The 13911-nt window shown below is 57.4% G+C and carries 9 protein-coding genes and 2 tRNA genes; 7 read left to right on the top strand and 4 right to left on the bottom strand.

Annotated features, from left to right (window positions below; translation table 11 throughout):
• Window positions 1–153: 153 nt before the first annotated feature.
• The 3 genes from J2129_RS03015 (at window position 154) to J2129_RS03005 (ending at window position 1790) form a co-directional block, all read left to right on the top strand.
• Window positions 154–807, top strand: coding sequence for a hypothetical protein (locus J2129_RS03015; protein WP_209629366.1), 654 nt, complete (start codon window positions 154–156; stop codon window positions 805–807).
• 64 nt (window positions 808–871) lie between these two features.
• Window positions 872–1579, top strand: coding sequence for a sugar phosphate isomerase/epimerase family protein (locus tag J2129_RS03010; protein WP_209629365.1), 708 nt, complete (start codon window positions 872–874; stop codon window positions 1577–1579).
• Between the two features lie 139 nt (window positions 1580–1718).
• Window positions 1719–1790: transfer RNA gene (locus J2129_RS03005), tRNA-Thr, on the top strand.
• 1558 nt (window positions 1791–3348) lie between these two features.
• Here the strand turns inward: J2129_RS03005 and J2129_RS03000 are convergent.
• Both J2129_RS03000 and J2129_RS02995 read right to left on the bottom strand, forming a co-directional pair.
• Window positions 3349–3576 (bottom strand): antitoxin VapB family protein, encoded by a 228-nt coding sequence (locus J2129_RS03000; RefSeq protein ID WP_209629364.1) that lies wholly within the window; start codon window positions 3574–3576, stop codon window positions 3349–3351.
• A 544-nt stretch (window positions 3577–4120) separates the two neighbouring features.
• Window positions 4121–4357 carry a hypothetical protein gene (locus J2129_RS02995; RefSeq protein WP_209629363.1) on the bottom strand — a complete coding sequence of 79 codons (237 nt, stop codon included), beginning with the start codon at window positions 4355–4357 and terminating at the stop codon, window positions 4121–4123.
• A 350-nt stretch (window positions 4358–4707) separates the two neighbouring features.
• On the opposite strand from J2129_RS02995, the gene J2129_RS02990 reads away from it, so the two are divergent.
• The 4 genes from J2129_RS02990 to J2129_RS02975 all read left to right on the top strand — a co-directional run bounded on the left by J2129_RS02990 (window position 4708) and on the right by J2129_RS02975 (window position 9688).
• Complete coding sequence (locus J2129_RS02990) at window positions 4708–5670, top strand: radical SAM protein (RefSeq protein ID WP_209629362.1); 963 nt, start codon at window positions 4708–4710, stop codon at window positions 5668–5670.
• A gap of 901 nt (window positions 5671–6571) precedes the next feature.
• On the top strand, window positions 6572–7603 hold the full coding sequence (hypD, locus tag J2129_RS02985; RefSeq protein ID WP_209629361.1) for a hydrogenase formation protein HypD: 1032 nt from the start codon (window positions 6572–6574) through the stop codon (window positions 7601–7603).
• Between the two features lie 46 nt (window positions 7604–7649).
• A tRNA-Arg gene (locus tag J2129_RS02980) sits at window positions 7650–7721 on the top strand.
• A gap of 281 nt (window positions 7722–8002) precedes the next feature.
• Window positions 8003–9688, top strand: coding sequence for a CHASE4 domain-containing protein (locus J2129_RS02975; protein WP_209629360.1), 1686 nt, complete (start codon window positions 8003–8005; stop codon window positions 9686–9688).
• Between the two features lie 1149 nt (window positions 9689–10837).
• Here the strand turns inward: J2129_RS02975 and J2129_RS02970 are convergent.
• Together J2129_RS02970 and J2129_RS02965 are read right to left on the bottom strand one after the other, a co-directional pair.
• A complete protein-coding gene (locus tag J2129_RS02970; protein WP_209629359.1) occupies window positions 10838–12454 on the bottom strand; it encodes a putative manganese-dependent inorganic diphosphatase in 1617 nt (538 codons plus the stop codon).
• A gap of 709 nt (window positions 12455–13163) precedes the next feature.
• Window positions 13164–13739, bottom strand: a complete 576-nt coding sequence (locus J2129_RS02965) for a flavin reductase family protein (RefSeq protein WP_209629358.1) — start codon at window positions 13737–13739, stop codon at window positions 13164–13166.
• Window positions 13740–13911: the final 172 nt, after the last annotated feature.

Genomic DNA, 13911 nt, shown 5'->3' with positions numbered 1-13911 from the left:
ATAGGTTCTTATTTTTATGCAAGCCCAACTAATTCTTTTATCGTGAATACCTCTCCATTCAATTCTTAATTCCAAGATGGAAGAATTTTTATGCATCACGGAATCATATAGTCATCGAGCACGCAGATGGAGAAGGAAGATGTAGTCAGCCTTGTGGCTGCAATTGTAATCGTCATCATCGTTGCCGTGGTCGTCAAGCCCATGGTCAATGGTGAGGACCCCGGCCAGGGAACGCCGGGAGTGACCGGGCCAGGGAACGGGAGCGTCGTCCCGACACCCTCGGTCACCGACCCGCCCCTCCCGACGCCCACGCCCGCCCCAGGATGGGACGGGAAACCCCAGGAGATCGGGTTTGTCGACCCCTCGTCGTACAACCTCAGCCTCGTAAAGGAGCGCGTCCAGGCCCCGATCCGGTACCCCGCCCTCCCGCAGAGCACCAACAAGATGGTCACCTATGCGGAGATCCATGGTACCGAGAGCGGCACGACCGAGATCGTTCATATCCCCTACCCGTACTGGGAACTCTGGTATGAGGCGGACCCGTACAACACTGAGTTCTGCTTCTTCAACATCCAGGTGATGGACGCAAACGACCCCAACCGGTTTGTGCGGATCCTCTCTCACCCCCACGCCGACTTCAAGCAGGGCAACACTACAAAGAGCGACTCAGAGACCGACGGGATGTGGTCTGAGAAGTTCTTCGAGGGCTACAGGGACTACTGGTTCGTGATCAACACCTACTGCATCAAGTCCTATGACCTCAAGGTCATGGTGCCTGAGCGGTATGTAGAGCAGCAGAGCGAGTAGGCCGGCAGGACAGAGGGCCTGGCCCGGCACAACCTCTTTTATTTTCAGTGCGCTATTCTCTTCCATGTACGGGATCTCCACCTATGCCCTCCATGACCTCCCGCTCCCCGAGGCGCTGGACAGGATTGCAGCGTCGACTGGGTACGTCGAGGTGATGGACGACGGGCTTCACTATCTTGAAGATGCAGAGCCTCTTCTCTCCTATGACCTGCGCTATACCCTCCATGCACCTTCAAGGAGCGTCAATATCGCCAGCACTCTCGAACCGATCAGACGCGCAAGTATCGAGGTGATCACCGACTGTTTCTCCATCGCAGGCGAGGTGGATGCCGACGTGGTCATCCATCCAGGCTACTTTGCATGGGAGGCCGACAAAGTACGCGCACGCCGGCAGTTTGAACACTCGCTGGCCGAACTCTCAGAGGCGGCAGAGGAGCGCTCGGTCAGGTATGCAGTGGAAAATATGGCATGGGAGTTCTTTCTCCTCCAGACGCCCGACGAACTCCCGCTCCCGTGCGGGGCGGGCCTGGTCCTCGACGTGGGGCATGCCAATATCAGGGGATGTCTGCCAGAATTCCTCGACCAGTCGATCGTCCATTTTCACCTTCACGACAATGACGGGAGTGCCGATACCCACTCACCGGTGGGTACAGGAACCATCGATTTCGCCGCGGTGATGGATGTGGTCAGGAAGAGCGGCGTCGACCCGATCATTGAAGTGAGAGGGATCGAAGGCGCGGTAGAGAGTATGAAGAGACTTGAAGAGTTTTAAGAGCAGATAATCTCGCAATATAAGCACAATATTATTCTTTTTTCCATCTGGAACAATCAACACCATTTTATAGGAGATACGACCACCTATGTAATGCATCTGTGGTCGAGTGACCTGGTCACCGGCACGATGAACAGGTGCCTCGGTGGCATAGCGGTATCGCGCTTCCTTGGTAAGGAAGAGGTCGCGGGTTCGATTCCCGCCCGAGGCTCTCATCACTTTTGCTCGGTTCTTTTCAGTGTTTTTGAGTAGTATTTTTATTCTATGGATCTTTTCTCCAGGTCGCTCTCCCCTGGACCGCATGTGGAGAGGGCATGCATGAGTCTTATGAGCAGACCACAGAACCACAATGTCCCCCACCTGAGGAGAGAAGGAGACAGCAGGTGAGTAGTGCTCTTATCGATTGCCCACAAGTCCATGCAGATCCCAGAGACTTACAGAAACGTTCAATCACATATCTCTGAGCCTCGACGAGGGTCATGCCGAATTCTACCGAGCCAAATTTTCTGCATTTCTGTGTTCTGATCTCTCGCCATGATAAGTGAGGGTATCTACAGGGCTCAATTTTCGAGTTACGCGTGAGAACACGTTCAAGAACACAAATAATTCGCTCTGTAGAAAACCTCTTGATAACGATCTCTGCGGGAGGCGCGGCGCCCCCCCGAACCCCGCGTCACGATTGGTCGAGGACGGCAAGTTCTCTTCAGGGATTTTGAATATGCCTCCCCGGCCCAATCTTCATCTCAGGGGTCCGGGGGCCGCGACACCATCACGATTCATGAGGGAAGGCGGTTGAATCATACTCAGACCAAAAAAAGTGAGGGGTTACCATGAAAATGATTCAGTCGTTCTATTCTGGATTTATGGATGAGAATTCGAACGCACTGATTATCCTCAATACTGATACACAGAGGAAAGAGACACCTTCTGAACATCAGGTTCTCTGCCTTCCCTCCCTATCTTCATCCCAGGGGTCCGGGGGCAGAGCCCCCGGCACAAACACGTGGGAAGGCACGTCGGTCAGGCGTGCTGCCCTCAATCGCAGCATCTTCCCTGGAATCTCTCACCGGGGGGCGAGTGCCCCCCGGACCCCCCACGACGAAGAGAGGTGGGGGCGGCGATGGAACGAAGTCTCTACCAGTTCTCCTGTCTTGAAAAGAAAGAGAGAGCAAGTGGTGAGAAATTTTCATCCCGTATGCTTGAACCAGGGTTCATGGTGAATTCTACAGAGCCAAATAATTGGCTATGTAGAATCTGGCATGAACTCCGGGGACTCACGCATACGAGATGGACATGACCATGGGTCTCCTGGAACACCATATGGGAAGGTCATCGCATGGCCACCCCCACCTATAGACAGTCGCACCGGGAAGGCACACCAGACAAATTTGAATGGGGGGGATCGCCCGGTGGTTCCCACCTGAAAAAATCATAAAAAGGCTCTGTAGAAACCCTCACTTCCTCTCGGTGCAAGGGTGACTCAATCGCCTTCCCACACAATCACGCCGGGGGCTCTGCCCCCGGACCCCCAGGATCACGATGGAGCTGGGAAGGCACAAAAAATGACCCTGAAGAGGAGATTGCCGTCCACGACCTATCGTGGTGCGGGGGGTTCGGGGGGCGGCCAGCCCCCCGGCGAAGAGAACCATCAAGAGGGTTTCTACAGAGCTCATAAAGAAAATATCTCCAGAGCCCTTGGACCTCCCAATCATCGCGCTACGAGCGCGAGCACATTCGAGAAGATGAGAATCACCAGGACCCACAGACATTCAGAGTTCGTGCTCTTTCATCGCACGCCCTCGCATCTCCTTTGACGTCTCTTCGATGCTGTCGGCGAGATCTTCACACTCTCCGACTTCATCCAGCACTTCGGATAATCTTCTATTTCTTCTGGAATAGTGACGCACGATTACATCTGAGAAACTCTCTGTATCAGATCTCTTCAGCGTGCTCAAGAGATCATATGCTTCATCGGTGATGGAAATCTTCCTCGTCATATGATCCTCCATCCATCTTCCACCCCCTATCTGTTGAGGCAAAGTCTCGTCTCTATAAATTCTGTAGATCTGGTATGAACCCCGGGCTCACATATATGCGATGAAATAATTGTGGGCCTTTGGGACGCACATGGATCTTTTTCCTCGTGAGTTCAAGACGATCTTTGATCTTCGTGTCTGATGGGATGCACACACCCCGCGCGATACGGCGAAAGAGATTCCATGATGACGAGGACGACACACCTCAACATCATGTCTTCCCCCATGCTCCCGCCGCGGGCGAGTGCCACCCCCCGGCGAAGAGAACGATCAAGAGGATTTCTACAAAGCCATCATTCGGAAGACGACTACCATCGGCGGACCGACCTTGAATGGGTATGGCAGAGTACTTCCAATCACTCCTCTCCATCCAGAGAATTTCCACAGGAACTATCTTTTCACACCCGCTGACACTCGTTTCTCCACGACGAAGAGAGGCAGGATAGGATAGCCTCCTCGTCATGACCTGCCCACCCCTCTCTCCGCCACCGACATCTGCAAGGAGTCAATAATCCCTCAAAAACCACTTCTCGTCCAGGGCCTTGATCGCTTTCACCGTCGTCTCCGGGCGCCACACCACCCGCACCGCAATGTCTCGGTTCATGTCGATGAGCAGGTACAGGTCCAGCGCGGTAAAAGCCGGCACCGTGTAGGCCGTCAGCGCCAATCCTTCGACATCGGCAAGAAATTCTTCGAAACGCTCTTTCCTGACGATATAAGTGCTGTCAAAACTGTCATTCATCCAGACTCACGCCCCCTCTCCATGGCGGGAAGTGGCGACCTGCGACATTATACCTTTGCATCCATCTTCGCAGGAACGAGAGGTGAACAGAACCTTCCTTCTCATCTTCATCCATTGCGCCTTCCTGCCTCTATCCCCATCCCAGGGATGCGAACGAGAACGAGTCTGAGAAGATGGAAATCTTCGGGTTCTGTAGAAACCCTCAGGATAGGTATCTCTGCGGGGGAAGCGTAGCGCCCCCGCAGACCAACAGGAATGAAATATTCTTCCGGCAGGCGCGGGCCACCTCCCTACCCCTGCCCTGACAGATCGCTTTTTCTCTGACGAAGTGCAGATCCACACGGCACATTATGACTTATTATCATCTCTTCGGCCCGGTCCCGTCCAGGCGTCTCGGCGTCTCGCTCGGGGTCGACCTCATACCCTTCAAGACCTGCCCATACGACTGCGTCTACTGCGAATGCGGCCCGACAACCCGCCTCACCATAGAGAGAGGAGAATATGTCCCGACCGACGAGGTGATCAGGGAACTGCGCGCCTACCTTGCCACCTCCCCTGACCTCGACTACCTCACCCTTGCCGGGTCAGGGGAACCCACACTTCACACCGGGATCGGCGAGGTGATCAGGATGATCAAGGACGAGTTCCCCTCGTACCGGGTGGCCGTCCTCACCAATGGCAGTCTCCTCCCAGACCCCGAGGTGCGCCGCGCCCTCACCAGGGCCGACCTTGTCGTCCCCACCCTCACCAGCGCCTCAGAAGAGAGTTTCAGGAAGATCCACCGGGCACACCCTCTGGTGACCCCTGAAGAAGTGATCGACGGGATCGTGCAGTTCAGGGAGGAGTACGCAGGCGCCCTCTGGCTCGAAGTCTTCATCGTGCCCGGCATCAATGACAGCGATGAGGAGATCGCCGGGATTGCACGAGCAATCGAGAGGATCAGGCCCGACAAAGTCCAGTTGAACACCCTCGACCGCCCGGGTGCCGCCATATGGGTCAGGCCCGCATCAAAGAAGAGGCTCAAGGAGATCGCATCCGCCATCACCGCCGCACCTGTCGAGATCATCGCCGACCTCCCCTCGCGTGAGACCGTGGGGTCGTTCCACCTGGAGACCTCTGAGTTCATCCTCTCCATGGTCAGGAGGCGCCCCTGCACCCTCGACGATCTGGCCAGGATCACCGGGCTGCACAGGAACGAGGTCGGGAAATATATCCAGTACCTCCTTGAAGAAGAGTTGATTGAAGAGAAGACCGAGGAGAGAGGGACATTCTTCCGACCCAGGCATCGAGACACTCCAGGGGAGTCGAACTGAACGGCACGGCGAGATCCCAGATCACGACCCTGTAGAAATCCCTCTTGACAGACTCTGCGGCGGGGACCGCACCCCTCTCTTCATGATCGTTGGGTGTGCCTTCCCACCCCCATCGCCATCCCGGGGGTCCGTGCGGGTATCGAGGGAGGGAGGCGAGGCACGCGTGCATCAGGAAGAGGTGAGAGGGGTTACCATGAGCATATCCCAGAACTCCCTAGGTGTGAATATCTCCTCAAACTGAAATGCATCCTTCCAGAAATTCTACCCTCTCTCCTCCACCGGGGAGCGTACCCGCCCTCTGGACTCCCCGCGGATGAAGATTGACGGGGGTTCGCATCCCATCTTCACGATCATCCTTCTGCCTTCTCCCACCCCTATCTTCTCATCCCGGGGATCCGGGCGGGACTCGTCCCAGGCGAGAAGAAAGAGGAAGGCGCGATGAACAGGCATGCCGCCCACAATCGCAAGACCCTTCATTGCCGTCTCATGCCGGGGGGCGTACCGCCCCCCTTACTCCCCACAAAGAAGAGAGGCGGGGTCGGCGATGAAGCGACATGAAATGTTCATCCCATATGCGTGAACCCCGGGCCCAGGCATAGGAGATGACCATGGTCGTTGGACCTCCAGGTCGGCACACTCTCCGTGACCGGTTCGAGATCGATGCCGCACTCCGCCAGAGACGTTGGAGAAAATAGAGAGAGTCACCACCCCATCGATCACCTCAATGATCAGGTCGCCAGCCATTGCCTCCGTCCTTCCGCCGCACATTTCCGTAGCAGGCACGAGCCCCCGTCATGACTACCGATCCCATCGGCCCGGAAAAAAGGAGACAGGTAGCGTACAGGGCGTTTCCCATAGGTACACTTATCCTCTGGAAGGCATAGTACACTATGAGGATTCCATGGCAACAGGAGACGAACTGAAGGCCGCGCTCCATGACCTGGTGGACCGCGACTACACATTCATGCATATCTGCGGGACACACGAGGCGGCCATTGCACGGACCGGGCTGCGCAGCGTCCTCCCCGAGAAATTAAAAATCGTGATGGGACCAGGGTGCCCGGTCTGCATCACGCCGCAGGGCGAGATCGACGCCGCCCTGGAATTCGTGGAGAAAGGGTGCATCGTCGCCACCTACGGTGACCTCCTCCGGGTTCCTGGCACAAAAGGTTCGCTTGAGTCGAGCGGCGGGGACGTACGCGTCGTCCAGGGCATCCACAAGGCTGTCGAGATCGCAGAGAAGAACCCTGACAGAGAGGTCGTCTTCATCTCGGTCGGGTTCGAGACGACGGCACCGACGGTGGCGGCGACGATCCTTGCCCGCCCGCCAGAGAACTTCTCCATCCTCTCCTGCCACCGCCTCGTCCCACCGGCGATGCAGTGGCTGCTCGAACAGGGGGAGGCCTCGCTGGACGGGTTCCTCCTCCCGGGCCACGTCTGCGTTGTCACCGGCTACGAAGAGTACGAGCACTTCCCGGTCCCGCAGGTCGTCGGCGGGTTCGAGGGAGAAGACATCCTCCTCGGCCTCCTGATGCTGGTCAAGCAGGTGAAGGAAGGACGCCACGAGGTCGAAAACGCCTACCCGCGTGCGGTCTGCCGCGAGGGAAACGCAAAGGCGATGGAGTTGATGTACGAGGTCTTTGAACCGGTCAACGTGGAATGGCGCGGCTTCCCGGTGATCCCGAAGTCCGGGCTGAGACTCAGGCCCGAGTTTGCGCACTACGACGCCCAGAAGAAGTTCGGGATCGAGATCAAGCACGTGGAAAAGCACTCAGGATGCATCTGCGACCGGGTGCTGCGCGGGATCGCCCAGCCCACCGACTGCAAACTCTTCGGCAAACTCTGCACGCCAAGGACTCCGGTCGGCCCCTGTATGGTCAGTCACGAGGGCGCCTGCAAGATCTGGAGCCTCTACCATGTCCGCCACCTCTGAGTGGCCCACCATTTTTTATATCTGGCGAGACAAGTAGTATGAGCAGGCCCCGGTAGGGTAGTGGATATCCTGGAAGCCTCCGGAGCTTTCGACCTGGGTTCGAATCCCAGCCGGGGCGTCTGTGATTTTCTGTTGCATTTCTTTGAGTACACCGCTTCCTGATCCTGCGTCTCTCACCTTCTTTATCCCTGGTACACCGGTGGGTCGATCCTATTTGTTAGCTAAAATAAGCTGACTTTGTCAAATGCAGCTGAATCCATAGAGCTCTCAAAGCATCCCTATTAAGTATCAGAAACCCGCACTGTTATGCAAATGTGCGCGCACCGGCCCTGTAGTCCATCCAGGTCATCTCCAAGAGGACTTAGAATCTAAGCAGCATACTTCGAGGGAACACGAACGATGAAACTGCGCACTCATGTTGCATTAGTAACAGTCCTGATCACGCTCTCCCTGATCTGCGGGATTGTCCTCGCGTCCAACTACCTCTTGCTCAAGAGCCTGGACAATGTCGAGAAGACCACTGTCGAGAGGACCTGCGACCTGCTCGAGAGTCATATCGATAAGGAAGTATACGCTCTTGGTCTCCTTGCAGGCGACTATGCAACCTGGGACGAGACCTATTACCGCCTCAGTTCTTCTGAATCTTCCAACCTCCAATCTCTATTCCTCAACGAAACCTTCATTTCATCCCAGGTCGATTGGCTCCTCCTATTCGACGCGGAGGGTGATATGGTCGTCCACCTTGGATTCGGTGCCGAAAACCAGACCTCCACCTCGCAGACACTCCTCTCTGAAGCCACGCACCTGAACCTGACCAGGGTCGATGAAGGAGTGGAAGGGATCGTGGTCCTCCAGAACGGACCTACCCTCGTCGCCGCCGCCCCGGTGCTCAGGGGGTCGGGCGAGGGACCCCGGGCCGGGACACTGGTCATAGGGCGCAATCTCGACGGAGAGATGGTGCAGGAGATCTCTGATGTGGCGATGATACCAGTCTCCCTGGTCAGCGAGGGCGAACAGACCATGTTCAGTCCCAGTCATCCCAGGTCGCCAAACACCAACTGGACCACGATCAGAATCTCAGACGACCGCCACACCATCTCGGGGATCCTCCCGGTCTCTGCCCTCGCGGGGTCTTCAGAATATATCATCAGGGTCGACCTCCCGCGCACCCTCTACTTCGGGGGACTGGACGCTATCTATTCCTTTGTCCTCCTGATCATCATCATCTGCTCGGTCGCAGGTATCCTCATCATCCTGATCCTCGACCACTCGCTCATCTCGCACTTCAGGAAGATGACCAGTGTCGTCGAGGCGGTGCGGCGTGACCAGGACTATTCGCGCCGTCTCCCGGCCGGGAACATGAAGGAGATGAACCTCCTTGCCTCTTCGGTCAATGAACTCTTCGAATACCTGGAAAAATATCTTGCCGAGCGCAAACATTATGAGCAGACGATTCAGGAGTCAGAAGAGCGTTACCGCACCCTTGTCGAGTCGGCAAATGACGGAATCTGTATGCTCGACAGGGACCGGATCGTCGACTGCAACTCCAGAGCCGCCGAGATGCTCGGGCACAGGAAGGAGAGTATGGTCCAGACTTCCCCGTGTGCCTACGCCCCAGACCAGCAGCCTGACGGCCGGGATTCGAAAGAGGCGCTGGAAGCGTACATCGCACTGGCCTATGAGGGCAAGACCACTTCCTTCGAGTGGCAATACCTGACCACGGACGGCACCCCGGTCGATGCCGAGGTGATCCTGGGCCGCTTTGAACTGACCTCAGGGCCGTACCTCCTTGCGATCATCAGGGACATCACAGAGCGCAAACAACTCGAACAGTTGAAGTCGGAGGCATTTGCCCAGATCGAACAGAACCTCAGGCAGTTTGCGGCCCTCAACGACGAGATCAGAAATCCTCTCCAGGTGATCCAGGGCCTCGCCGAACTCGACGGCGGGGAGAATACCGAGAAGTACCTCAGGCAGGTGGCGGCGATCAACGATCTCGTCGACAGACTGGACCGGGGATACATTGAGTCAGACAAGGTGCGCGAGTTCCTCAGGAAACATTATCATATCGGGGAAGAGGAGTAAGCGGGTCTGACCTCTGGCCTGCTCGCGCCGGGGGCGAGTGCCCAGGCCGGGAAGGCAGAGAGAACAACCATGAAGACAGGACGCAATTGGGGGTTTAGAATTTCCGGACAGAAGCACTCTGGTTCGAGGAGATGTTCACTCCAAGAGAGTCCAGAGATATACTCAGAGCGAACCTCAGATCACTCGCCTTCCTCATTCCTCGTGCCAGGGGTCTCACCCCCCAGGCCCCACAAGAAGATTCTCTGTGACGGAGGACAACAACACTCTCTTTATGTTCATTGATCTCGCCTTCCCAGCCCAATCTTCTTCCCAAGGGTCCGGACAGCACTCGCCCTCGTCACCAGGATCTGGGAAGGCGTGCTGATCAGAACGTGCCGCCCGCACTACAGAATCGTCACCGTCTTCTTGCGCCAGAGGGGCGGCGATGGAACAAAATCCTCACCGATTCTCCTGTCTTAAAAAGAGAGGACGTGTGTTCACTTCATGAGTGATTTTATGGCCCTGTAGGATGCCTGGTGCCGGCGAGGAAGGCGGCGAGAGAAAACCCATACTATATTTGTAGAATCGGGCATGAACCCCCGGCTCACACATACGCGATTGAACATGATCGTGAGTCTCCAGGGTGTGTGGACCCATGCTCCTCCTTCAGAGCGGGATACTCTATAAGACCATCGCCTCATTGCCGCCCCCGCCTATCTTCTTCTGTCCGGGGGGTCAGGGGATGAAAACCCCGGCATGAGGTTGCGGTGAAGGTTCTGCGATGAGGGCGGCCGGTCATTCGGAGGGAGTTGCTGTAGTCCGTATATCAGGTATGAAGGATCACGGTGAGGAAAAATCATCATACAAACCGCCAGGATTGATCGTCAGGATCATTTTCATGGAGGTCATCCCAACACTCTCCAGACCTCCCACACCCAGAAGAGAGCAGTAGATCTGGTGAGAAGATCCTCCCCTTTTCGTTGCAGGTCCATGCAGTCATGTCTTCCCACACCACTAGACCCCCATGATAGCGATTGAGGCGGGAAGGCAGAGTGATGATCGTGCCGGGGGGTGCAAACCCCCGCCACTCTTCATCCGCAGGGAGTCCGGGGGGCGGCCAAGCCCCCTGTCAGAGAGACAGCAAGAAGATATCGACAGAGCCAAAATCTCTCAAAGCCCGCGCAGCATATTCCCAAACTGCGGGAGGAAATCTTTCTTGCGTGACATCACGTTCTCAAGGCGCATGGGCTGCCCGGTCACCCCCAGTTTCGCGAGGGTCACCTCGTCGGCGGCCGCGAAGAGGTCGCTGGCATTTTCGAAGACGTTCGTGAAGAGGGCGACGAAGATATCGGCCCCTGCCTCGGCACGGAGGACCTCAAGGACCTCCCTGATCTCCCCGGTCCGCTCGGCGCTGTACTCGAAGGAGGGGACGATCACTTGGGCGATGACCACTGCACGGTCGAAGAGGTTGTAGTGCTTGGTGTCCCTGAGGAGGAGGTCGTGGACCGAGACGTCCTTGAGTTCGATCCCCTGCTGGACCATCTCCATCCCGTACGCCTCAGGGTCGACCTCGGCGATCCCGGCAAGATAGTCGACGGCCTTCCGGTCTTCAGGCGTCGTCGTGGACATCCGCAGGACCAGGGTGTCGGAGAGGATGCCCGAGAGGAGGAGACCGGCCGTCCTCTGGTCAGGCTCGACCCCTGCTTCGATGAACTTGCGGGTGACAATCGTCGAGGTCGAACCCACGGGTTCGTTGAGGAACCGGATCGGCTTGAGGGTCGAGAACGCCCCGATGCGGTGGTGGTCCAGGATCTCAAGGACGTCGGCCTTCTCGATCCCGTCGACCGCCTGGGAATATTCGTTGTGGTCGACCAGGATCACCTGCTTGTTGATCTCGTCGACGAAGGTGTTGCGCGAGATCATCCCGAGGAGACAGTCGTCGGCCCCGACCACGCAGGCCGTCCTGTACTTGGAGTTGGAGACGACGCCCTTGACATATTCGAGAGGATCGTTCATCCCGACCCTGGGCATGTCGGTGGCCATCACCATGCTTGCGGGGAGGGAGAGGTTGATCATCTTCCCGACCCCGAAGGCGTCGAGGGCGGTCGAAAGCACGGCGATCTCCCCGGCCTTTGCGGCATGGATGACGCGGTCGCCGACCGGCGAGGCGTCGGCGATGATGAGGGCGGCGATCCCGGCCGAGATAAGGGCGAGTTGCGCCGGTTCGTTGTCGCCGACGATGGCCACGTCCCGTGCGCCCAGTCTGGAGAGCGAGACGTGAAGGGCGTCGATGGCGATGTAGACCTTGCCTTCCAGGAGGTCGGGGCCCGGGACGACGATCTCGGCGCTGAGGATCTTGGCAAGGGTTTCGAGTTTGATGGGGGCGATGGAAAGTTGTTCGATCTTCGTCCTGGTCACATAGGCGCGGGCAAGCCCGTGTTCACTGACCAGGCCAAGGAGGCGGTCGTCGACGTCGACGATCGGCATGTTCCGCACGCCCTGCTCGTCCATTCTGGCAACGACCTCGATGGTCGGGACGTCGGCGCGGGCGCTGATCGGGTAGGTGTAGGGGAGGTCGGAGACGTTGGGTTCGACGCTCTCGATGAAATACGGTTCTTCGGCTCCAAAATGTTCAAGCACAAATCTGGTCTCGGGGTTGATTCCCCCGCAGCGGGAGGCGACGTATTTTCCCGGCTCGCTCTTATTGAGGAGTTCGGCGTAGCCGATGGCGCTGCATATGCTGTCGGTATCAGGGTGCTTGTGCCCGATCACATAGACTTTGTTCATCTGCATTCTCCCTCGGGATCTTGGTCTCATACTCTTGCCGCTCAGTCCTCATATCTCCTTCCCCCTGAGGGGGGCGAGGTGAGGGGAAGCAGAGAGCAGATTGTTATTTGATCGATGTGCCTTCCTTCATGCCCGCCCGCGCCGGGGGCGCTGCCCCCGGACCCCAGGGATGACGATAGGGACGGGAAGACCACGCAGGAAATCCTGATCACTCACATCATAACAAAACCGCAAATGAGGAGCACCAACCACTGTCGTCCCCACCTATCCTCTCTCCGTGGGGGTCCGGGGGTGAAACCCCCGGCGCGAGACGACGGTGAAGATGATCTCTTGATGAGGGCGGCTCCCGATCACCTACCGTCCCCCCTCAATCGTTCTTGCTCTCACTCCTTCCCAAACGCTCACACCGGGGGCTCTTCGAAACACTCCGTGTTTCTCGTGTTCACTCCGCTCACATCTCGAAGACCTGCGAGTATTCTCATGCTCGCTATCGCTCGCAGCCACGGAACCCCCGGGATGGCGATGGGGTCGGGGAGGCGGTCAACCCCGGGTAAATACTCCAGAAAAAGATTCTAAGGCTCTGTAGAAATCCTCTTGATGAATCTCTCTGGCGGGGGGCTTGGCCGCCCCCAGCCGAAGAGGTGGGAAGGCAGGCGACACACATCCCCCCACAATAGGCGAGGGTTTCTACAGAGCCGATTCTAAAAAGTTATTCTTTCTTCAGGGCACGCCCGGCCGAGAAGGCCTTTGCGATCTCGGGGCCGACACCATGGTATGTCCTGCATGCGGAGTCGTAGATGAAGGGCATGACCTTCTCCATCGCCGGGTTCCCGTCCTCGCCAAGGGCCGCCTCGTCCACCCTGACGTCGACGATCTCGCCGATGAACTGGGTGTGAACGCCGATCTCGACGGTCTGCGAGACCTTGCACTCGAGGACGACCGGAAACTCCTCGATGTAGGGGGCGTTCACCTGCGTGGCCTTCGCGGCGGTGAGACCCGCGGCGGCGATCTTGTCGGTGTTCTTGCCTGACTCGATCCCGAAGTAGTCGGCCTCTGCGACATGTTTCTCGGAGGGGATGCAGACGGTGAAGGCCTGCGTTGCCATCAGGTTCTCGTAGGTCTTCCTCGACTTCTGGACCGAGATTGCGACCGACGGCGGGTTCGAGGAGCAGATCCCGCCCCACGCTACGGTCATGGCGTCGGGGGTGCCCTTGGTGTCGTACGTGCAGACGATCAGCACCGGATGCGGATACAGCAGTGTCTTTGCACCGATTGATCTCTTCATGTCTCTATACTGGGCTGCGAGAGGTAAGGTTCTTGCGCCGAACTGCACGGGGAAAATGATGGAGATATGAGAGGGGACCGTCGTCAGGGTGACGGGGATGATTTTTGGTTCTTCGGTTCTGGAGAAAGATTGCTCGATGACGGGAGCCCCTGCCCTGAGCGTGGAGATTCCT

The organism is Methanofollis sp. W23 (genome assembly GCF_017875325.1).
GTDB lineage: Archaea > Halobacteriota > Methanomicrobia > Methanomicrobiales > Methanofollaceae > Methanofollis.
The sequence above is the reverse complement of the archived record's forward strand: the minus strand, read 5'-3'. Positions and strand labels throughout refer to the sequence as shown.